The sequence below is a fragment of the Hasllibacter halocynthiae genome (assembly GCF_003003095.1).
GTDB classification, from domain to species: Bacteria; Pseudomonadota; Alphaproteobacteria; order Rhodobacterales; family Rhodobacteraceae; genus Hasllibacter; species Hasllibacter halocynthiae.
This window is the reverse complement of the sequence record NZ_PVTT01000001.1, coordinates 387,450-406,432: the sequence shown is the minus strand read 5'-3', so window position 1 is coordinate 406,432 and position 18,983 is coordinate 387,450. Positions and strand designations below refer to the sequence as shown.

The following is an 18,983-nucleotide window of genomic DNA, read 5'->3' as shown; positions in this document are numbered from 1 at the left end:
GGCCCGATCGTTGGAAGCCCCCGTTCGCCATCCGTTCGCCGCCCGCCGCCCGCGCCGCGATGCAGAGTGCGGCATCCGCGTCACAATGATGCAACCATGGGGTGACATAGGCCTTCCAATCGGCGGCCGATCGGTCTTAAGTGAAGGGCGCAACGCTTCCGGTCCTAGGAACGGAACCTTCGTTGTGTGTGTGCAAGAGGCCCCTCGCCCCAGGCGGGGGGTCTCGACGTTTCGGGGATCGCGGCCGCGCGCAGTTTACCGCGCCCGCCCCACCGCCTAGACCCCTTTCGCAACCGCAGCATGACCGATGGGGGCCCCGTGCCGATGGCCGATTTCCAGAAGATCCTCGTGGCCAACCGGGGCGAGATCGCGATCCGCGTCATGCGCGCCGCCAACGAGATGGGAAAGCGCACCGTCGCGATCTACGCCGAGGAGGACAAGCTGGGCCTGCACCGCTTCAAGGCGGACGAGGCCTACCGCGTCGGCGAGGGGCTGGGGCCGGTCCAGGCCTACCTCTCCATCAAGGAGATCGTGCGCGTCGCGCGCGAATCGGGCGCGGACGCGGTGCATCCGGGATACGGCCTCCTCTCGGAGAACCCCGAGTTCGTCGACGCGGTCACGGCGGCCGGCCTCGTCTTCATCGGCCCGCGCGCCGAGACCATGCGTCGCCTCGGGGACAAGGCGTCGGCCCGCAAGGTCGCCCAGGAGGCCGGCGTCCCGGTCGTCCCCGCGACCGAGGTGCTGGGCGGCGACTGGGACGCCATCGCCCGCGAGGCGGGGAAGATCGGCTATCCGGTGATGCTGAAGGCGTCCTGGGGCGGCGGAGGGCGCGGGATGCGGGCGATCCACGGCCCGGACGAGCTGCGCGAGAAGGTGCTGGAGGGCCGCCGCGAGGCCGACGCCGCCTTCGGCAACGACGAGGGCTACCTGGAGAAGATGATCCAGCGCGCCCGGCACGTCGAGGTGCAGGTCCTGGGGGACCGGATGGGCAACATCTACCATCTCTACGAGCGGGACTGCTCGGTCCAGCGGCGCAACCAGAAGGTCGTGGAGCGGGCGCCCGCGCCCTACCTCTCCTCCGCCCAGCGCGAGCGGATCTGCGCCCTGGGCAAGCGCATCGCCGAGCATGTCGGCTACGAATGCGCCGGGACGATCGAGTTCCTGATGGATATGGACACGGGCGAGTTCTACTTCATCGAGGTGAACCCCCGCGTGCAGGTCGAGCATACCGTCACCGAGGAGGTGACCGGCATCGACATCGTCCGCGCCCAGATCCTGATCGCGGAAGGCAAGTCGCTGGTCGAGGCCACGGGTGTCGCCAGCCAGTACGACGTGAAGCTCGACGGGCACGCGATCCAGACCCGGGTGACGACCGAGGACCCCGCGAACAACTTCATCCCCGACTACGGCCGCATCACCACCTACCGCAGCGCCACCGGGATGGGCATCCGCCTGGACGGGGGCACGGCCTATTCGGGCGCGGTCATCACGCGCTACTACGATTCGCTCCTGGAGAAGGTGACGGCCTGGGCGCCCACCCCCGAGGCGGCGATCAAGCGGATGGACCGCGCCCTGCGCGAATTCCGCATCCGCGGCGTGGCGACGAACATCGACTTCGTCATCAACCTGCTGAAGCACCCGAAATTCCTGTCGAACGAGTATTCGACCCAGTTCATCGACACGACGCCCGAGCTCTTCGACTTCAAGCCGCGGCGGGACCGGGCGACGAAGCTGCTGCGCTACGTGGCGGATGTCACGGTGAACGGCCACCCCGAGACGCTGGGCCGTCCCCTGCCCCCCGCCGAGGCGCGCGCGCCGAAGGCGCCGGAGGTGCCGCCCGAGGCCCCGCCCGCCGGCACGCGGCAGCTGCTGGAGGCGCGAGGGCCCGAGGGCGTCGCGGACTGGATGCTCGCGCAGGAGCGGCTGCTCGTCACCGACACCACCATGCGCGACGGGCACCAGTCGCTGCTGGCCACGCGGATGCGGTCGCGCGACATGATCGAGGTCGCGCCGGCCTACGCGCACATGCTGCCCGACCTCTTCTCGGTCGAGTGCTGGGGCGGCGCCACCTTCGACGTCGCCTATCGGTTCCTGCAGGAGAGCCCCTGGCGGCGCCTGCGCGACATCCGCGAGCGGATGCCCAACATCCTGACGCAGATGCTGCTGCGCGGGTCGAACGGGGTGGGCTACACGAACTACCCCGACAACGTGGTCCGGGCCTTCACGCTGCAGGCCGCCGAATCGGGCGTGGACCTCTTCCGGGTGTTCGACAGCCTCAACTGGACCGAGAACATGCGCGTCGCCATGGACGCCGTGCAGGAGGCCGGGAAGATCTGCGAGGGGACGGTCTGCTACACTGGCGACATCGCGGACCCGGCGCGGTCCAAGTACGACCTGCGCTACTACGTCGCCATGGCGAAGGAGCTGGAGGCCGCGGGCGCGCACGTGCTGGGGCTGAAGGACATGGCCGGGCTGCTGAAGCCGACGGCGGCGGGCGACCTGGTCCGCGCGCTGAAGGACGCGGTGTCGATCCCGGTCCACCTGCACACCCACGACACCGCCGGCGGGGCGATCGGGACAATCCTCGCCGCCGCCGAGGCGGGGGTGGACGCGGTGGACTGCGCGATGGACGCCCTGTCGGGGAACACCTCCCAGGCGACGCTGGGCACGGTGGTCGAGGCGCTGGCCCGGCAGGGGCGGGACACCGGCCTCGACGTCGCGGCCATCCGCCGGATCAGCGACTACTGGGAGGCCGTGCGCCTGCACTACGCCGCCTTCGAGAGCGGGATGCAGGCGCCCGCCTCGGAGGTCTACCTTCACGAGATGCCCGGCGGGCAGTTCACGAACCTGAAGGCGCAGGCTCGGTCCATGGGCCTGGAGGCGCGCTGGCACGAGGTCGCGCAGACCTATGCGGACGTGAACCTGATGTTCGGCGACATCGTGAAGGTCACGCCCTCGTCGAAGGTGGTGGGCGACATGGCCCTGATGATGGTCGCCCAGGGACTGACCCGCGAGGAGGTCGAGGACCCGTCCGTCGAGGTCGCCTTCCCCGACTCGGTCGTGGGCATGATGCGCGGCGACCTGGGCCAGCCGCCGGGGGGCTTCCCGAAGGGCATCCAGCGGAAGGTCCTGAAGGGCGAGAAGCCCCTGACGGGCCGCCCCGGCAAGCACCTGCCGCCCGTCGACCTCGGCGCCGCGCGGGCCGAGCTGGAGGGGAAGCTGAAGCGCGCGGCGACCGACGAGGAGCTGATGGGCTGGCTGATGTACCCGAAGGTCTTCGAGGACTACGCCCGCCGCCACGAGGAGTACGGCCCCGTCCGCGCCCTGCCGACGCACGCCTTCTTCTACGGCATGGAGCCGGGCGACGAGATCTCCGCCGAGATCGAGCCCGGCGTGACGCTGGAGGTCCGGCTGGCCGCCGTGGGCGAGACCAACGCCGAGGGCGAGGTGCGCGTCTTCTTCGAGCTTAACGGCCAGCCGCGCACGATCCGGGTGCCCGACCGCGCCGTGCAGGGCGACGTGGTTGCCCGCCCGAAGGCCGAGCCCGGGAACGAGGCGCATGTCGGCGCGCCCATGCCCGGCGTCGTCGCGTCGATCGCCGCGCGGCCGGGCATGGAGGTGAAGGCCGGCGACCTCCTCCTGACGATCGAGGCGATGAAGATGGAGACGGGCATCGCCGCCGAGCGGGACGCGACCATCAAGGCCGTCCACGTCACCCCGGGCGCCCAGATCGACGCGAAGGACCTCCTGGTCGAGCTGGAGTAGCGGCCTTCCCCTTCCCACGGGAAAATGGCGCGCGCGATGAACCGCCCGGGCCCTGGCGGCGTTCGGATGCCGCACGCGGCGCCGAGGGAGGTTTGCGATGAGACGGCTCTTCAAGTGGTTCGCCATCTGGCAGATCGCCCGCCGGTTCCTGCGGCGGTCCTGATGGCCGGGTGCGCTGTGGGCGCCGGGGGCCCGGCGGCGTGATCGGGCTTCTCTCCGACCCCGCCGTCTGGGCGTCCTTCCTCACGCTCACGATCCTGGAGATCGTGCTGGGTGTGGACAACGTCATCTTCCTGTCCATCGCCGTGGGCCGCCTGCCCCGCGAGCAGCAGCGCAGCGCGCGGATCATCGGGCTTTCGGGCGCGCTGGTGCTGCGCATCCTCCTGCTCTTCTCGATCACGTGGATCGTGTCCCTGTCCCGGCCCTTCGCCGCGCCCTTCGGGTTCGAGCTGTCCTGGCGCGACGTGGTGCTGATCGCGGGGGGCCTCTTCCTGATCTACAAGGCCGCGACGGAGATATTCGACGAGGTCGAGACCGGCGGCGTCGAGACGGTCCGGAAGGAGGCGGTGAAGGCGGCCTTCGCGGGCGTGGTCGTGCAGGTCATGGTGCTCGACCTCGTGTTCTCGCTGGACAGCGTGATCACGGCGGTGGGGATCGCGGACCATGTCGAGGTGATGATCGCCGCCGTGACGGTGGCCATCGGCGTGATGATGGTCGCCGCCGGCCCCATCGCCCGGTTCGTCGAGACGCACCCGTCGACGAAGATGCTGGCGCTGGCCTTCCTCGTGATGGTGGGGATGGCGCTGGTGGCGGACGGGTTCCACTACCATGTCGAGCGCGGGTTCATCTATGCGGCGATGGCCTTCGCGGGGGGCGTGGAGGCGCTGAACCTCTGGCGGGCGCGCCGGGCCAGGCGGGCCGCGGCGGCGGAGGGCTGAGCGCTTCGGAAGCGGGGGCCGGAACGCCGGCGTCCCGGCGCAGGGTCGGTGGACCCAGCCGGGGACGCGTTGGCAGCTTTCCCGCTGCCCTATGCGTTCCGGGTGGGTCGCCTCTTGTCCCGCCCGTATGTCGATCGGCCCGTGCGATGGGCGATCGGAGTGTCGATCGGCCTATCGGCCTGACCGGCCTGTCTCGCTTCGTCGGGGGTCTCCCCCCGCTGTCCGTCCCCCGGGGCTCGGACGCCCTGCCGTTCGATGCGGCGTGGTGGGCGCGAGCCGGTCGTCGGCCGTCCGTTGCATGCGGGAGAGGTTCTAGCGGCCAGAGGTTAACGAGGCGTGAGGGCTGCGCGCGGTGCAACGCCCGGCGCGCAACGGGGGGGGCCCTGCCCCGGCAGTTTGTGCCGATCCGGGGTTGAACCCCCCCGGCGCCGCCGGTATCTGCCCGCTCACCGATGGCGCGCGGGCGTAGCTCAGGGGTAGAGCATTACCTTGCCAAGGTAAGGGTCGTGAGTTCGAATCTCATCGCCCGCTCCATCGGTCCATCCGATACGAACCCGGCCGATCCGGTCCCCGGCCATTCGTGGCGGCCCGTCCGGGCCGGTCAGAACGCGTTGAACGTCATGGTCGTCAGCGATCGGTCGATCCCGTCCACCCCCGCGAGGAGCCGCTCGTTCACGAAGCGGCCGACATCCTCGCCCCCGGGGACGTAGACCTTCAGCAGAAGGTCCCATTCGCCGCTGGTCGAGTAGAGCTCGGAGTGGAGCTCGCGCAGGGCGAGCGCGGCCGCGACCGCGTAGGTGGTCCCGGGACGGCAGCGGAGCTGGACGAAGACGCGCTGGGTCATGTCACCCCGCCGGCCCGCGCCACACGACGACGCCGTCGACCGCGATGCTGAGGTTCCCCTCCTCCTGCCGGACCTGCAGCGACTCGCGCGGGCGGGGCGCGATGCGGCCGACGCCGAGGAACGTGCCGTCCGGCGTCACCGTCACCACCGCCCCGCCGGTGGAGAGGCGGACCGAGCCGTCGCGGGACTCCAGGTCGGCGAAGTCCTCGGAGGTCTCGTAGGTGATGCCGAGCACGGTGCGCGTCTCGCGCGCGGCGGCGGGGAGGGCCAGCGAGGCCGAGAGCAGCAGGACGAGGAGACGCATGGTCTGTCCTTTCCAGACGCGGCGTCGGCGGGAATGCGCCGGCCCCCATGATGAAGCGCGCGGGCGGGGTCATTTCAAGCCCCGCCCGGCGGGTGGGCCACGAATCGCGCCGCGCCGGCTTTGCAAGGCGCCCCCGGGCCGCTATCGCCCCGCCCGGACGGGACGGGAGGGGAACGGGCCATGCGCGAGGCGTCGGTGACGCGCCAGACGGCGGAGACGGAGGTGACGGTCGAGCTGGACCTCGACGGCACCGGCGAGGCGGACATCGCCACCGGGGTAGGCTTCCTCGACCACATGCTGCACCAGATCGCCCGGCACGGGATGCTGGACCTGAAGGTCCGTTGCGAGGGCGACACCCATGTCGACGACCATCACAGCGTCGAGGACACGGGCATCGCCCTCGGGCAGGCGCTGTGCGAGGCGCTGGGCGACAAGCGGGGCATCCGCCGCTACGGCGAGTGCGCGCTGCCCATGGACGACGCGCTGGCGCGCGCCGCGCTGGACCTGTCGGGCCGGCCATACCTCGTCTGGGAGGCGCGGCTCACCAGCGCGCGGATCGGCACGTTCGACACCGAGCTGGCGCGCGAGTTCTTCCAGGCGCTCAGCGTCCACGGAGGGGTCACGCTGCACGTGGACCTCGTGCGGGGGGTCAACGCGCACCACGCGGTCGAGGCGATCTTCAAGGCGGTCGCCCGCGCGCTGCGCATGGCCGTCGAGGAGGACCCGCGCGGGGGGGGACGGCTGCCCTCGACGAAGGAGGCGCTGTGAGCGGGCGCTGCGTCCTCGTCGATGCGGGGATGGGCAATCTTCATTCGGCGGAGAAGGCATTCCGGCGCATGGCCCCGGAGGGAAGCGAGATCGTCGTCACGGGCGATCCGGACGCCGTGCGGCGCGCGGACCGGCTGGTGCTGCCCGGCGACGGGGCGTTCCGCTGGTGCATGGGGCGGCTCGGCGCCTCGGGCCTGCGCGAGGCGGTGGAGGAGGTCGCGCGCGAGCGGCCCTTCCTCGGCATCTGCGTCGGGATGCAGATGATGGCGCGGCGCGGCTTCGAGCACGGCGAGACGCCGGGGCTGGGCTGGATCGCGGGCGAGGTGCGCCGGATCGACGCCGGCGGGCGGCCGGTGCCGCACATGGGCTGGAACGACCTCTCGGTGCTGCGCCCCCATCCGGTGCTGGAGGGGATCGGATCGGGAGCGCACGCCTACTTCGTCCACGGCTGGCAGATGGAGATGCTGGACGAGGGGCAGCTTCTCGCCACCGCCGACTATGGCGGGCCGGTCACGGCCGTGGTGGCGGAGGGCAACCGCCTTGGAACCCAGTTCCACCCCGAGAAGTCCCAGGAGGCCGGGCTGCGGCTGATCGCGAACTTCCTGCGCTGGGACCCGTGAGCGCGGGTGCGGGCGACCCGGACGGGGCCGCCCGCCCCTCGGCGCCCTACTGGACCCGGCGCCAGGTGCCGCCGTCGCGGCAGATACCCAGGACGCAGCCCGACACGGAGAGGCTGTCGCCCGAGAGGCGCAGGCGGCTGGAATAGGTCCGGCCCCGGTCGGGCGAGTAGATCTGCCCCGAATAGGCGCCGTTCCCGTCCGAGGACGTGTCGATGATGATCTGTCGGCCCACGTTGGGGCTGCCGATCTCGTTCCCGGCGCCGTCGAAGGCGCGAATCAGGCTGCCGCAGTAGTTCGCGCCGCAGGGCGCGACTTGCACGAAGCCGAAGTTCCCGTTGTCGTCGGGAATCGTCTGCCAGATGCCTTCGATCGGGTCGGCGGCGGCGGCGGTGCCCGCCAGCGCGAGCGCGGCGGCGGCGATGAGCTTCTTCATGGGGGCCTCCCTCTGGTCTCCCTCCGGCGAGCATTCCGCCAGGGAAGGGCCGGGGCAACGGTGACGCGGCGTCCGGGGGTTTCCCGCGCCGTCCGCCCGTGGCACGGGCCCGGGGCCAAGGAGTGCCGCCCATGATCCTCTTTCCCGCCATCGACCTGAAGGACGGCGCCTGCGTGCGCCTCCTGCGGGGCGAGATGTCCTCCGCCACCGTCTTCGGCGAGGATCCCGGCGCGCAGGCGGCCAGCTTCGTCGCCGCCGGGTGCGAATGGCTGCACGTGGTCGACCTCGACGGCGCCTTCGCCGGTCGGCCCGCCAACGCGCAGGCGGTGGGCGCGATCCTTCATGCCGCCGGCGAGGTGCCCGTGCAGCTGGGCGGCGGCATCCGCACCATGGGCACCATCGAGAGCTGGCTGGACCGGGGCGTGGCGCGCGTCATCCTCGGCACGGTCGCGGTAGAGGAGCCCGGGCTGGTGCGCGAGGCCGCGGCGGCGTTCCCGGGGCGCGTGGCGGTGGGCCTCGACGCGCGGGGCGGCCGGGTCGCGACGCGCGGCTGGGCCGAGGAGACGGAGGAGGACGCCGGTGACATGGCCCGGCGGTTCGAGGACGCGGGCATCGCGGCGATCGTCTATACCGACATCGACCGGGACGGCGCGATGAAGGGGCCGAACGTCGCCGCGACGGACGCCCTGGCGCGCGCGGTGGCCGTCCCGGTCGTCGCCTCGGGGGGCGTGTCGTCGCTGGCCGACCTCGTCGCGCTGAGGGACACGGGGACCGTGGCGGGCGCCATCTCGGGCCGGGCGCTCTACGACGGGGCGCTGGACCTGCGCGCGGCGCTGGAGGCCCTGCGCTGAGGCGCCGCCGTCAGCCGGCCGCCGCCGCCGTCAGGTTCCGCAGCGCGCCGGCGACCGGCTCCAGCAGCTCGGGCGGGACGTCGAGACCCCCCATCGCCTCCGCCGGGTCGAGATAGGAGAGGCGGACCTGTCCGTCCGCGTCCTCCCACACGAGGACCATCTGCGGCAGGAGGATCCCGGCGCGGGGATCGGCCTGCATGATCGGCGTGCCGAGTGCGGGGTTGCCGAAGATCACCTTGGTCAGGGGCCGCAGCTCAGCGTCCACCGTCGCCGCGTTCGCCTGGTGGTCCACCGTGGCGACGACGCGGGCGCCTGCGCCCTCGACCGCGTCGGTCAGCGCGGCGACGGCCTCGGGGACGGAACGGTCCGTCTCGACGTCGATCATGGTCTGGGCGGCGGCCGGCGCGGCGAGCAGCGAGAGGGCGAGGATGGCGGGGCGCATGCGAGGTCTCTCCTTCAGGGACGGGGCGAGCCTAGCGCGTCCCCTGCCCCGCCCCGGTCACGGGTTTGCGATGCGGCGTCGTTCCGCCTAAGGCCAGGGCCATGCTGAAGACCCGCCTCATCCCCTGTCTCGACGTGGCGAACGGCCGCGTCGTGAAGGGCGTGAACTTCACCGGCCTGCGCGACGCGGGCGACCCAGTCGAGATCGCCGCCCGCTACGACGCCGAAGGCGCGGACGAGCTGTGCTTCCTCGACATCTCGGCCAGCCACGAGAACCGCGAGACGGTGCGCGAGCTGGCTTCGGCCGTGGCCGAGCGGTGCTTCATCCCCTTCACGGTGGGCGGCGGCATCCGCACCCCCGAGGACGTGCGCGCCATGCTGCTCGCAGGGGCGGACAAGGTCAGCTTCAATTCGGCCGCGGTGGCGAACCCGGACGTGGTGGGCGAGGCGGCGTCGCGGTTCGGCGCGCAATGCATCGTCGTGGCCATCGACGCCAAGCGGGCCGCGCCCGGCCGGTGGGAGATCTTCACCCATGGCGGCCGGCGCGGAACCGGGATCGACGCGGTCCGCTTCGCCCGCGACATGGCCGAGCGCGGCGCGGGGGAGATCCTGCTGACCTCGATGGACGGGGACGGGACGAAGGCGGGATACGACCTGGAGCTGACCCGAGCGGTCGGCGACGCCGTCCCGGTTCCCGTCGTCGCGAGCGGAGGGGTCGGCACGCTGGACCATCTGGTCGAGGGGGTGCGGGCGGGCGCCTCCGCGGTGCTGGCGGCCAGCATCTTCCACTTCGGCACCCACACCATCGCGGAGGCGAAGCGCCACATGGAGGCGGCGGGCATCCCCATGCGCCCGGCGTCCGCGACGTGACCCTGCGCCGCACGGCGAAGGCCGTCGAGGCCCGGAAGGGCGCCGACCCGTCGACGAGCTGGACGGCGGAGCTGCTTTCCCGCGGGCCGGAGAGATGCGCCGAGAAGTTCGGCGAGGAGGCCATCGAGGCCATCGTCGAGGCGGTGCGGGGCGACCGCGACGCCCTCGTGCGCGAGGCGGCGGACGTGCTCTACCACCTTCTCGTGATGCTGGCGGCGCGGGACGTCACCCTCGCGGAGGTCGAGGCCGAGCTGGCCCGCCGCGCCGGAACCTCCGGGATCGAGGAGAAGGCGGGGCGGGGATAGGGCGCCGGGGACGTGACTGGAACGTCAGTCGAAGATGTCCTCAACGAAGTCGAACGCCTCCTCGAAGAGCTTCTTGCCGAAGGACTTGCGGCGCTTGCCCTTCTTGCCCTTCTTCCTGCCCTTCCCCTCCAGCGCAGCGCCGGCGAGGCCCGCGGCCGCCGCGGCCCAGGCGGTGCCGCGGACGGCGGAGGGCTGGATCAGGTCGTGGCGGGGCGCGTTCTCGTGCCCCTTCTTCAGCGCCTTCATCTCGTGCAGGGGCGCGCCGCAGCTCGCGCAGACGAGCTCGTGGCGGCCGCGGTCGAAACGCAGCGCGGCGCGGGTGCCGCAGTAGCAGCAGGTCGCGATCTTGGTCATCCGTCCCTCCGGTTGACGGCATATAGGGAGATCGCGGCCGCGTTGGAGACGTTCAGCGAAGCGAGCGGCCCGGCTGCGTCGATCCGCACCAGCCGGTCGACCGCCTCGCGCGTGCCGTGCCGCAGGCCCGGCCCCTCCGCCCCCAGGACGAGGGCGACGGGACGCGGATCGGCGGCGAGCGCGTCGTGGATCGCCGCATCCCCCCCCCCGTCGAGGCCGAGGGCCACGTAGCCCGCCTTGCGGACCTGCCGGATCGCCTCCGACAGGTTGCCGACGCGCAGATACGGCTGCCGCTCGAGCGCCCCGGACGCCGTCTTGGCCAGGGCGCCGGTCTCGGGCGCGGCGTGACGGGCGGGCGCGACGACGGCGGCGGCGCCCAGCACCTCGGCGCTGCGGAGGATCGCGCCGACATTGTGGGGGTCCGTCACCCGGTCGAGCATCACGAGCGGCCGCCCGTCCGCCAGGTCGCCCAAGGGGGGCCATTCCAGCGGCCGCGTCTCGAGCGCGGCGCCCTGATGCACGCTTCCGGGATCGAGCGGCGCGGGGAACTTGCGGGCGTCGGCCAGCTCCGGCTCGACGCCGTGCAGGTCGCCTAGCCGCTCCAGCGCGTTGCGGGTGGCGACGAGGCGCAGCTTCTCGCGGGCGGGGTTCGCCAGCGCGGCGGCGACGGCGTGCAACCCGAAGAGCCAGTGGGTCCGCCGCCCCTCGGCGCGGCGCGCCCGCTCCTTCTCGACGATGTGCTTGGGCTTTCTCATGACCGCCAACTGCGCGCGCGGCCGGCGCCGCGCAACCGGGTTGTCGGGCGTGCCATAGGGGCCGCGACCTCGCGCGGGGGCCGGACCGGGCGCGGCACGGGCCGGCTTGACGCCCCGTGCCGCGCCGCCTAGTTCCGCGCCGTCCGGGCCGCGGCCCTGACGGGCGACGAGCTGCAAGGTGCGGCAGCGGACTGTAACTCCGCCGGGGAGACCCACGCCTGGTTCGATTCCAGGGTCGCCCACCACCCCGCACTTTAGGGACTGAAAATCCGCTAACACCTTGAAAGGGAAGGTGATTTCAGCGGTTCGATAACCCTCATTCCGGCTATATCTCAGTGGCTGTGCAAAGGCCAGTTTGAGCACCGTTCTCTTGAGGGGGAAGCTTCCATTTGTGTATATATTCCAAGGGTTTGCGAGGAATGTCAGGGCCGGTTCGATAAATTCGCTTAGGCGTGCCTCGCTGGGCACTGCCGACTCGGCTCTCTCAGTCAGTCTGATCTTCTGGCGCTCCAGTTCAGCTATGCGCTTCTCATAAGCCCCAATTACGCTCGGGCTGGAAGCGCTCATGATCCGGTCAAGTAGATTTTCAATCTGCTTGCCAGTCTCATGGAGCTGCGTCTCCAGTATGGCGCGGGCGGAAGCCGCCTCAGAGCGGCGCATCTCCCAGATATCGGTGAAGATGGCCTTGGCCAGCTTGAAGAGCTGCTTGGCTGGTTGAAGGCCGCGCAGGAGGCTTTCTGCGCCGTCCTCGATATCTGCGCGCCGGATCGACTTACGTTTGGAGCAGCAGCCGGGCGTGTCGCAGAGATAGTATGGGTAGAGCTGGCTGCGCCCCTTCGACCAGCACGATGTCATCGGCTCCCCGCAATCATCGCACAGGACGAAGCCGCGCAGCGGGAAGTCCTGATTAATGTCTTTGCGGGCTGGAGCGTTCAGCGTGCCTTTCAGGCGCTCCTGAATACGCTCGTATGTGGCAAAACTGATCAGAGGCTCGTGATAGCCCTTACGTAAGGAGACGCCCCAATTCGGGGCCTCGACGCAGCCTGCGTAGACGGAGCGCTCCAGCATTTCCCGAACCTTAGTCGGATGGACATAGCCGCTCTTTCCGCTCTTCGGGAAGTCTGGCTTGCCTTCCAGGAACCGCTTCACTTCGACCTGAGAGCGGAAACGCCCGGCAGCGAAGCCTTCAAGCGCTTCGCGCACGATGGAGGCCACGGGCTCATCAGGCGAGAGGATTTTGCCGTGCACGCGGTCTTTTGTGTATTGGTAGCCGACCCGCGGATGAAAAACATGGTAGCCCTTCTCGACGCGGGCAGTCATCTTCTGGATGACTTGGCGGCGGTTCTGTTCGCGCTCAAGCTGACCTTGCGCAGCGATCACGGTTTCGATGAACACGCCTTCGGGCGTATCTTCGAACTTGAAATTCGGACATTCGACGCGCGCTCCGCGCTGCGCGAACTCGCGGCGCAGCTTCAAGTGAAACTCTGTATGGCGGGCGAAGCGCTTGAGATCATCGAAGATGACGACATACGGCTTGCCAGCTTGCGCGTCCAAATAGGCCAGCATGGCGCGCATGCCGGGCCGCTTCATGAAATCCACGCCCCCGGTGATATCGTCGGGGAAGATCATCTCGACATCATAGCCGCGCTCTTCGGCGAACTGGCGGCAGCGATGCTCCTGGCTTTCAAGGCCGTGGCCTTGCGTTTTCTGCTTCTTGTCCGAGACGCGGCAATAGATCAGCGCGCTCGTCCCGGCCTCCACATTTTTTACTGCATGATTCATGACTCCTCCTTGTCTTCGCGCGAAGCTACTCAGCCGCGCACAGGTTGAACGTTTCTCTTAGGGTGATCGAGGATGAGCCTACCACATCTTGCGATGCTGCGGCAGAGTCATCCTCACTTTCTTCAAGTTTTCCACAGGGGCCGCCCACGAATTCGTAAGCAAAGCCAGCATCGTAGAACGCATGACCAATGATGAACAGCATCTCGATCATCTGGTGTTTCTGAGCATCGCTGACATCAAGATCATCAAAGAAATTCTCATACCGGCTATAATCAATCCGGCATTTCGGCTTGCCCGTTTCATCAATCGCAATACTGAGAGCACTGCCAAGATCGGGCGCATTCTCAAAACCATTTCCATCCATGACAATACCTACCCATCTGCGCGTTGCCGCGCTTTGGGGCGCAAGAGCGCCGGTTAGACCGTGCCCTTGGTTTTCAATGTCGTTGGCCTTGGAGTTTTGGTGGCCGCGCAGAGCTTCATCTGGCTCAGCCGCGCTTTTGGAAGTTTGACTTCCTCTATCTACTTTCAGTTTAGCATAATTTATGCGCGCACCGCAAATTTGCGGCTGCGCTTGCTTTCCGGTTCTGGTTCTTCTCTTTGGCATCAAGTTTCCCATCATCGTTGATCGATGATGGAAATCTGGCGACCCATGCCTTGGAGGTTTGACGCTGCTCGAGAAGGCTGCCTGCACATAGTTGGAAACGGATGCGAAAGACGCCATCACATCATCTCGTGATCCGGCAAGTAGTACGCCTCGTTGTGAGTGGCGACATACCAGAGAGGTCGAACACCCTTGAGGTTCACATAGCGGTCTGCGATTTGCTCCTTTGTTCCTGTTGAGCCGAGCGGCCTCGCTTTAAGCACCTTAATGAATTGCCCGGCCTGGCGGCGGCGTTCTGCAACTGGGCCGTACAGAAAGCGCTTCTGAGCAAACATATAGGCAGCGCGGTTGACGAAACTGAACGAGGTCAGAGGCGCAAGCGAACGGCGCTCGAAAAACATGGTCAGTGCCGCGTGGTCGAACTGCATGTCCTGCCGAAACTCGGCGGCGAACGGACACTCGGCGCAGATATCGCGATCAGGAAGCTCCCCATAGCCCTTGTCTCCCGGACACTGCCACAGGCAGCGCTTGAGCGTCTCGACGCGCCGCCCGCCGGTCTCGAAGCAGTCCGTCAAGAGCTGACGGTGGAACTCGAAGAGCTCAAAGTCATCAATCAGCCTGTAAGTGATGCGGCGGTAGAGGTTCTTGACCGTAGCCTGGCTGAGCTTGAGGCTTCGCGCTGCCTCTTCGGTCTTCTCGCCCACGAAGTAGGCGCGCGCGAGCGCCCGAAAGGTCGCCTCGGGCAGCTGCGAGCCTATGCAGTAGCGGTTCTTCACGGTCGTTCTGAGAGGCAGTTTGTATCGCCTAATGATATGAAAAGAGTGTAATTTTTGATCTTCATTTATCCCCGTGTTCGAGCCCCGAATCTGAAAATTCTCGGAAGCTTCCCACATCCCCTCCAGCACAGGCAAGAGGCCCCTGCCGGAAGAGAAGGAGACCGATGAACACGCATGCCGACACCAGCACCTCACGAAAGCAAACCCATGACAACATAACCATGAGAAAGCCCGCACATGTTTGATACCACCAGCACAAAGGACGAGAAGATCACCGTTTTGGCCGATCACCACATCGCCAACCGCCGCCTTTACAGAGAGCGCATCTGGCAGCCCGCCCGCGCCATGCATGAAGAAGTTGGTTCCTACGCTGCCTGGCGGCGCGTTCTGGTCGAAATCGAGGACTACGATGGCCGCCTGTATTTCCCTGATCAGCGCCCGTTCCGGCACCCCGAAATTCTGGAGATGTTCTCCGATATCGGCAATCGTTGGATGGGGCTCTTCCTTGAAGCCGCCCCGTGCGGCTCAGCGCCCAGGCGCTACGCCAGCCCGATCACCTACAACCGCGTGCGAGTGATCGAATTGTATTGCCGCCTCAATAACCCTTGCAGCGGTAGGGGCCTAGAGGCTCCGGTTTAAAGGATGGCTCAGACCTCGAAGCGTCTCGCGCGCTTCGGGGTCAGTACATACGGACATAAGCGTTCAAGGCACTTGCGCCTCTTTCAAGATCAAAGATACGATGTTGCGCGCGAGAGGATCATTGCAGGCACTGAGCGTATCACAAACCATTCTGAACATGCCCGGTGATGCGATAGCGAGTGTTTCGGGAAAGTACATCTTGCGAAAATCCTCGCGGCCTTGCTTCGTTTCAACAACAGAGATCGTAACAAATGACCTTTCTTGTTCGTAATAGACAAAAATGCTGCTGTTGCAATCCTCTCCCTTATCGCTCTTCCACTGCGCCTCAAAGTAAATGCCATCTGGCTCAATCCTTATGTTACCCGTCTTCACACTTAGAATCCCATATCTTCTCAAGAAACCAGTACTTGGCATTGGTGTAATATCTCCACAAATTAAATTAAAAGTTTGATGATAGTAGAGTCATCGATAAAAAGAAAGGCCAGCACATGAGTGCTGACCTCAGAGGCCCCCCTGTTCAAAAGGATTTTATCTGTGGCAAAATATGTCTTCAGGATGTCTTGCCATAAACTTCTTTATCGATTTAAGCCCTCTGGGTCAATAAACTGGCTAAACGCAGAAAGCTCTAGAAATAAGATGAACTAAGACAAGTGTCCGAAAAAAATAGGGCTGGCAAAACTGCCAGCCCCGTAAGTTATACTTCTCTACGGCAAAGCGGTAATATTTTATTCCGACATAATTTATTGGTGTTACACAACAAAAAATTGCTTGCCGTTTGTTAAATCCGAAGCATCAACCCCATGAGCAACCAAAGACCGTAGATCATGGCTGGCCAAAGGAAGGGCAGCGGCCAGCTCAGCCAGACCGGCAGGGCGAAGAGCGCTAGCCAGATCAGCCCGCGGGCCATTCTCTCAGGCCCGCTTGGACCATTTGCGACGAGACGCGCCGGATCGTGCTGCCCCCGTGCTAGCGCGCCGGAGACATCCGGCAGATCGACCGTGCGCATGCCGGACACCTTCCGCACTTGCCAAAGCGCGAGAGCGCTCCACAGCGCCGAGACCAGCAGCGGGATAGGTCCGGCCAAGCCGATGACTTGCGCGAAATACGGATGGAAGAGCGGCAGATTGATCGTGCCGCTCGCCAAGATGACAAGCGCGGCATAGCCAAAGACGATATTGGCGGCGGTGAGGATGAGGAACTTTGCCATGCCTCACCCCACGTCCAGATAGTCGCCAAGCAGCGCGCCGAGCGCGAGGCCGGGGGCGGTGAAGTCCACGGCGCGGCTGATCGGCAGGCCCGCGCGGCTCGGGTGAGTGCCATAGAGGGGCCGTCCTTGACGGCCCCTGAAACGCTTCTCCAAGAAATAGACGGGGCGATAGCCGATTGCCGGACGGGCCGCAGCCAGAGCAATAACTTGCACGGCAGGGTGCAGGCTCATCAGCTCGTCCGGCGTGATCAGGCGACGTGGCTGGCTGGCATCGGAAGCCGAGCGTAAACTTGGATCGCCCAGCAGCCGCGCGCGCTCCATGGCGCTATCGAGGCTAAGCTGGTGCAGGCTGGTTTGCCCACATAGCGCCGAGAGGTAATCCGCCGTAAATCGGTCATTTGTGCCGAAGCACTGAATGGATGCACTATTGGCGAGGAAGCTCTCCCAGCGGTTCTTGTAGAGGTCCTTAAGCTGTGTGAAATCCTGCACGACCATCACGAACTGCATGCCAAAGCCTGCCATGAGGCCGACCGCTTGCTCGATGATCGCCATACGCTCCAGCGTGGCCATTTCTTCGAGCAGGAACATGACCGGCGAGGACGGTTTTTGCGGCAGCGTGGTGATCGCGGCGATGAGCGCGCCAATCACAACGCGCAGGAAGCGCCGCGCCGTGCCGATCCGGCGCGCGGGCAGCACGATGTAAATGCTGGTACGCTCTCCGATGTCCTTGGAATTAAAGCTTTGCTCAGAAAGCGCATACGCCAATCGGCGGCTTTCTAGAAAATGGGTATTGCGGTGTGCGGTCGAGATGACGCCGGAAAGCTCGCGCTCTTCCTTGTTGTCGATCCGCCCGCCAGCAGCCCTGACGAGATCAAATGGCGAGGCCAGCATTTGATCGATCAGGCTGCGGAATTCATCGCGGCTCGAATTCAGCGCTTGGCGCACGGACTTGAGGCTCGCCGTGCCATGCTCGGCGGCGTAGAGCAGCAGTCCTGCGATCAAGCTGGCGGCTTCGCCCGACCAATGGCTGTCGGCTCCGCCATCGTGGATGATGAGGCTATCGGCGGCCAGCATGGCATCATCGAAGGCATCATCGCCAAAGGGCTGGATGCGGGCGCACGGATTGAAGGAGGCGCGCGGCACACCCAGCCTGCTTGCCACCACATCGAACGGATCGATGATGATGAGGTTCTGGCCCAGCACATCGCGGCGATAGAGCGCCGTGATGAGCGCCAGCTCACCGTCTTTGATATCAAGCACAATGACGCTGCCAGGGTGCTCCAGCAGCCGGGGGATTGCACCCGAAACCCCCTTACCGCCGCGCGTGGGGGCGACGATCAGCTCATGCCGGTCCCCGCCGTAGGAGACACGCACTGCGCCGCTCTTGGCGTCCTTCGCTGGCAGGTAGCCGAGCGTATGGCGACCGGCGGGGCCATAGCCCCGCGCGGTGAGATGGGCGGAATCCGCCCATCTCGCAGAGCCGTGGGCGTCCGGATCAAAGCTCCAGAGCCGCCGCTGGGCCTGCTCTTTCTTGAGATCGCGAGGCATCATTGCCCCGCGCCTTCTTCTGCCGCGCACTGGCTCTGCCGCAGCACGGTCTGGCTGGTATAGACGTCCCGCACCACGTTGAAGAAGCGGGGCAACTCATCTCGCAAATCCCCTTCGTGGCTGAGATAGCTATCGGCCAGGGATTGCAGGAAGCGCTCTTCATCGCCGCCCAGGAAATAAACGAAGGTGACAACATCGCCCTTCGCGGCAATCACTTCTGCTTCGCGCTCCAGGTTCCGGTTGACCGCCCCATCCGTGATGATGATGACCGCCCGCTGATGGTTTTCGAGGGCGCTCTGGTTCATCCAATCGTAGAGATGCGCCAGCGAGCCGTAGAGGTCCGTCCCGCCGCCAGCTTGAAGGCCGCTCATCGGGAAGTGCCGAGCGCGGCACTGGAAGAAGCCGAACCCCTCGTCAGGTGCGAAGCTAGCCGTGCCTTCGGAGAATGCGCCGACCAAGCACCCGGCGCGGTTTGGCAGCGCATCGATGAAGCCGCGCGCCGCATCCTGCAATTCTTCCATGTGGCCAGCCATTGAGCCAGAGCGATCCATCAACACCGCAAACGTCATGGGGATCGTTGATGCGCTGCCTGGCGCGAAGATATCCTCTCGGACTTCTTCTCGCGCGTTGATCACCTCTTCTGTGAAGCAAAGCTTTTCGCCGCCCGTGGTGTAGAGCGCGAGTGCGCTTTGCGGCGGATCGATGACGTTCCCGGCTTCATCACGGACGAGCGCTGTAATGATCAGACCTTGATCATCTCGGGCGATGTGGGTGATTTCCGCCGAGCCGCCTGAGAAGGCGAGAACGATATCGTGCTCCGCGTTGATATCGTAATCGCTGGCGATGACCGCGCCATAATCATCCACTATGCGGATCGAGGCCACCATCTCCAGCACGCGGGCGCTTGGCACCAGTGCCGGATCGGTGCGGATGTTCAAGAAGATATCATTCTTGAAATCCAGCCAGCGCTCGACGCTAAGATCAGCCGTGACATTCTGATCGACGCGGGGGGCGAGCCTCAAGGCGACAGTGCCGCCTGCACTTTGTTCCTGAATGCCGATACTGACCGGCGAGCCACCGGAGCGCGGATCATCGATCCGCACCGGGTTATCGGCGAGTGCTGCACTGCCCAGGGTCGCTACTAGCGCCGAGGACAGCAGGAGGGAACGAATAGCCATC

The 18,983-nt window shown here is 66.5% G+C and carries 20 protein-coding genes, 2 tRNA genes and 1 pseudogene; 10 read left to right on the top strand and 13 right to left on the bottom strand.

The genetic code is table 11. The features are described from left to right. Positions 1-324 precede the first annotated feature (324 nt). The 3 genes from BCF33_RS02050 to BCF33_RS02040 all read left to right on the top strand — a co-directional run bounded on the left by BCF33_RS02050 (position 325) and on the right by BCF33_RS02040 (position 5,237). Entirely contained in the window at positions 325-3,765 is a 3,441-nt protein-coding gene (locus BCF33_RS02050) for a pyruvate carboxylase (protein WP_106159273.1), read from the top strand. Between the two features lie 200 nt (positions 3,766-3,965). Beyond that, positions 3,966-4,703, top strand: a complete 738-nt coding sequence (locus tag BCF33_RS02045) for a TerC family protein (RefSeq protein ID WP_106159272.1) — start codon at positions 3,966-3,968, stop codon at positions 4,701-4,703. Positions 4,704-5,162: 459 nt separating this feature from the next. Then, positions 5,163-5,237 (top strand) — tRNA-Gly (locus BCF33_RS02040). A 67-nt stretch (positions 5,238-5,304) separates the two neighbouring features. Here the strand turns inward: BCF33_RS02040 and BCF33_RS02035 are convergent. Both BCF33_RS02035 and BCF33_RS02030 read right to left on the bottom strand, forming a co-directional pair. Then, complete coding sequence (locus BCF33_RS02035) at positions 5,305-5,547, bottom strand: Lrp/AsnC ligand binding domain-containing protein (protein ID WP_106159271.1); 243 nt, start codon at positions 5,545-5,547, stop codon at positions 5,305-5,307. A gap of 1 nt (position 5,548) precedes the next feature. Continuing rightward, on the bottom strand, positions 5,549-5,851 hold the full coding sequence (locus BCF33_RS02030) for a hypothetical protein (RefSeq protein ID WP_106159270.1): 303 nt from the start codon (positions 5,849-5,851) through the stop codon (positions 5,549-5,551). Positions 5,852-6,031: 180 nt separating this feature from the next. Between BCF33_RS02030 and hisB the strand changes: the two genes are divergently transcribed. Beyond that, the gene (gene hisB, locus BCF33_RS02025) at positions 6,032-6,619 is read left to right on the top strand and encodes an imidazoleglycerol-phosphate dehydratase HisB (RefSeq protein ID WP_106159269.1); all 588 of its coding nucleotides are present in this window, start codon (positions 6,032-6,034) and stop codon (positions 6,617-6,619) included. Then, positions 6,616-7,239, top strand: coding sequence for an imidazole glycerol phosphate synthase subunit HisH (hisH, locus tag BCF33_RS02020; protein ID WP_281259995.1), 624 nt, complete (start codon positions 6,616-6,618; stop codon positions 7,237-7,239). Before hisB ends, hisH begins: the two co-directional genes overlap by 4 nt. 46 nt (positions 7,240-7,285) lie before the next feature. Here hisH and BCF33_RS02015 read toward each other — a convergent pair whose 3' ends face one another. Further along, on the bottom strand, positions 7,286-7,672 hold the full coding sequence (locus tag BCF33_RS02015) for a DUF2147 domain-containing protein (protein WP_106159268.1): 387 nt from the start codon (positions 7,670-7,672) through the stop codon (positions 7,286-7,288). A gap of 131 nt (positions 7,673-7,803) precedes the next feature. Here BCF33_RS02015 and hisA point away from each other — a divergent pair, with 131 nt between their 5' ends. Beyond that, positions 7,804-8,523: a 1-(5-phosphoribosyl)-5-[(5-phosphoribosylamino)methylideneamino]imidazole-4-carboxamide isomerase gene (gene hisA / locus BCF33_RS02010; protein WP_106159267.1), complete on the top strand. Its 720-nt coding sequence runs from the start codon at positions 7,804-7,806 to the stop codon at positions 8,521-8,523. Positions 8,524-8,533: 10 nt separating this feature from the next. Here the strand turns inward: hisA and BCF33_RS02005 are convergent, their stop codons facing one another. After that, positions 8,534-8,965, bottom strand: coding sequence for a DUF302 domain-containing protein (locus BCF33_RS02005; protein WP_106159266.1), 432 nt, complete (start codon positions 8,963-8,965; stop codon positions 8,534-8,536). 101 nt (positions 8,966-9,066) lie between these two features. Between BCF33_RS02005 and hisF the strand changes: the two genes are divergently transcribed. Together hisF and BCF33_RS01995 are read left to right on the top strand one after the other, a co-directional pair. Further along, positions 9,067-9,834 carry an imidazole glycerol phosphate synthase subunit HisF gene (gene hisF / locus BCF33_RS02000; RefSeq protein WP_106159265.1) on the top strand — a complete coding sequence of 256 codons (768 nt, stop codon included), beginning with the start codon at positions 9,067-9,069 and terminating at the stop codon, positions 9,832-9,834. Beyond that, positions 9,831-10,139, top strand: a complete 309-nt coding sequence (locus BCF33_RS01995) for a phosphoribosyl-ATP diphosphatase (protein ID WP_106159264.1) — start codon at positions 9,831-9,833, stop codon at positions 10,137-10,139. Before hisF ends, BCF33_RS01995 begins: the two co-directional genes overlap by 4 nt. A 24-nt stretch (positions 10,140-10,163) precedes the next feature. Here the strand turns inward: BCF33_RS01995 and BCF33_RS01990 are convergent, their stop codons facing one another. After that, positions 10,164-10,493 (bottom strand): hypothetical protein, encoded by a 330-nt coding sequence (locus BCF33_RS01990; RefSeq protein WP_106159263.1) that lies wholly within the window; start codon positions 10,491-10,493, stop codon positions 10,164-10,166. Next, a complete protein-coding gene (locus tag BCF33_RS01985; protein ID WP_106160155.1) occupies positions 10,490-11,248 on the bottom strand; it encodes a TrmH family RNA methyltransferase in 759 nt (252 codons plus the stop codon). Before BCF33_RS01985 ends, BCF33_RS01990 begins: the two co-directional genes overlap by 4 nt. A 161-nt stretch (positions 11,249-11,409) precedes the next feature. On the opposite strand from BCF33_RS01985, the gene BCF33_RS13975 reads away from it, so the two are divergent. Further along, positions 11,410-11,493, top strand: a tRNA-Tyr gene (locus BCF33_RS13975). 511 nt (positions 11,494-12,004) lie between these two features. On the opposite strand, the pseudogene BCF33_RS14265 reads toward BCF33_RS13975, so the two are convergent. From BCF33_RS14265 to BCF33_RS01975, 3 genes and pseudogenes are all read right to left on the bottom strand, one after another. Continuing rightward, positions 12,005-13,030 (bottom strand): annotated as a pseudogene (locus BCF33_RS14265) (recombinase family protein); the annotation flags it as partial. Positions 13,031-13,055: 25 nt separating this feature from the next. Next, entirely contained in the window at positions 13,056-13,754 is a 699-nt protein-coding gene (locus BCF33_RS13865; protein ID WP_146132773.1) for a hypothetical protein, read from the bottom strand. After that, on the bottom strand, positions 13,754-14,410 hold the full coding sequence (locus tag BCF33_RS01975; protein ID WP_106159262.1) for a sigma-70 region 4 domain-containing protein: 657 nt from the start codon (positions 14,408-14,410) through the stop codon (positions 13,754-13,756). The genes BCF33_RS13865 and BCF33_RS01975 overlap by 1 nt, the downstream gene beginning before the upstream one ends. A 237-nt stretch (positions 14,411-14,647) precedes the next feature. Here BCF33_RS01975 and BCF33_RS01970 point away from each other — a divergent pair, with 237 nt between their 5' ends. Continuing rightward, positions 14,648-15,049 (top strand): hypothetical protein, encoded by a 402-nt coding sequence (locus BCF33_RS01970; RefSeq protein WP_106159261.1) that lies wholly within the window; start codon positions 14,648-14,650, stop codon positions 15,047-15,049. 63 nt (positions 15,050-15,112) lie between these two features. Here BCF33_RS01970 and BCF33_RS13860 read toward each other — a convergent pair whose 3' ends face one another. The 4 genes from BCF33_RS13860 to BCF33_RS01955 form a co-directional block, all read right to left on the bottom strand. Next, the gene (locus BCF33_RS13860; protein ID WP_146132772.1) at positions 15,113-15,421 is read right to left on the bottom strand and encodes a hypothetical protein; all 309 of its coding nucleotides are present in this window, start codon (positions 15,419-15,421) and stop codon (positions 15,113-15,115) included. Between the two features lie 406 nt (positions 15,422-15,827). Beyond that, positions 15,828-16,256 (bottom strand): hypothetical protein, encoded by a 429-nt coding sequence (locus tag BCF33_RS01965; RefSeq protein WP_106159260.1) that lies wholly within the window; start codon positions 16,254-16,256, stop codon positions 15,828-15,830. Positions 16,257-16,259: 3 nt separating this feature from the next. After that, positions 16,260-17,807, bottom strand: coding sequence for a type IV secretory system conjugative DNA transfer family protein (locus BCF33_RS01960; protein WP_106159259.1), 1,548 nt, complete (start codon positions 17,805-17,807; stop codon positions 16,260-16,262). Continuing rightward, on the bottom strand, positions 17,804-18,982 hold the full coding sequence (locus BCF33_RS01955) for a VWA domain-containing protein (protein ID WP_106159258.1): 1,179 nt from the start codon (positions 18,980-18,982) through the stop codon (positions 17,804-17,806). Before BCF33_RS01955 ends, BCF33_RS01960 begins: the two co-directional genes overlap by 4 nt. Between the last annotated feature and the right edge of the window lies 1 nt (position 18,983).

Coding starts and splice junctions, on each gene's coding strand:
- hisA (WP_106159267.1), top strand. CDS start 7,804: ATGATCCTCTTTCCCGCCATCGACCTGAAGGACGGCGCCTGCGTGCGC.
- BCF33_RS01965 (WP_106159260.1), bottom strand. CDS start 16,256: ATGGCAAAGTTCCTCATCCTCACCGCCGCCAATATCGTCTTTGGCTAT.
- BCF33_RS02015 (WP_106159268.1), bottom strand. CDS start 7,672: ATGAAGAAGCTCATCGCCGCCGCCGCGCTCGCGCTGGCGGGCACCGCC.
- BCF33_RS01985 (WP_106160155.1), bottom strand. CDS start 11,248: ATGAGAAAGCCCAAGCACATCGTCGAGAAGGAGCGGGCGCGCCGCGCC.
- BCF33_RS02035 (WP_106159271.1), bottom strand. CDS start 5,547: ATGACCCAGCGCGTCTTCGTCCAGCTCCGCTGCCGTCCCGGGACCACC.
- BCF33_RS01990 (WP_106159263.1), bottom strand. CDS start 10,493: ATGACCAAGATCGCGACCTGCTGCTACTGCGGCACCCGCGCCGCGCTG.
- BCF33_RS01960 (WP_106159259.1), bottom strand. CDS start 17,807: ATGATGCCTCGCGATCTCAAGAAAGAGCAGGCCCAGCGGCGGCTCTGG.
- BCF33_RS02005 (WP_106159266.1), bottom strand. CDS start 8,965: ATGCGCCCCGCCATCCTCGCCCTCTCGCTGCTCGCCGCGCCGGCCGCC.
- BCF33_RS01955 (WP_106159258.1), bottom strand. CDS start 18,982: ATGGCTATTCGTTCCCTCCTGCTGTCCTCGGCGCTAGTAGCGACCCTG.
- hisB (WP_106159269.1), top strand. CDS start 6,032: ATGCGCGAGGCGTCGGTGACGCGCCAGACGGCGGAGACGGAGGTGACG.
- hisF (WP_106159265.1), top strand. CDS start 9,067: ATGCTGAAGACCCGCCTCATCCCCTGTCTCGACGTGGCGAACGGCCGC.
- BCF33_RS01970 (WP_106159261.1), top strand. CDS start 14,648: ATGTTTGATACCACCAGCACAAAGGACGAGAAGATCACCGTTTTGGCC.
- BCF33_RS02050 (WP_106159273.1), top strand. CDS start 325: ATGGCCGATTTCCAGAAGATCCTCGTGGCCAACCGGGGCGAGATCGCG.
- BCF33_RS02030 (WP_106159270.1), bottom strand. CDS start 5,851: ATGCGTCTCCTCGTCCTGCTGCTCTCGGCCTCGCTGGCCCTCCCCGCC.
- BCF33_RS13865 (WP_146132773.1), bottom strand. CDS start 13,754: ATGGCGTCTTTCGCATCCGTTTCCAACTATGTGCAGGCAGCCTTCTCG.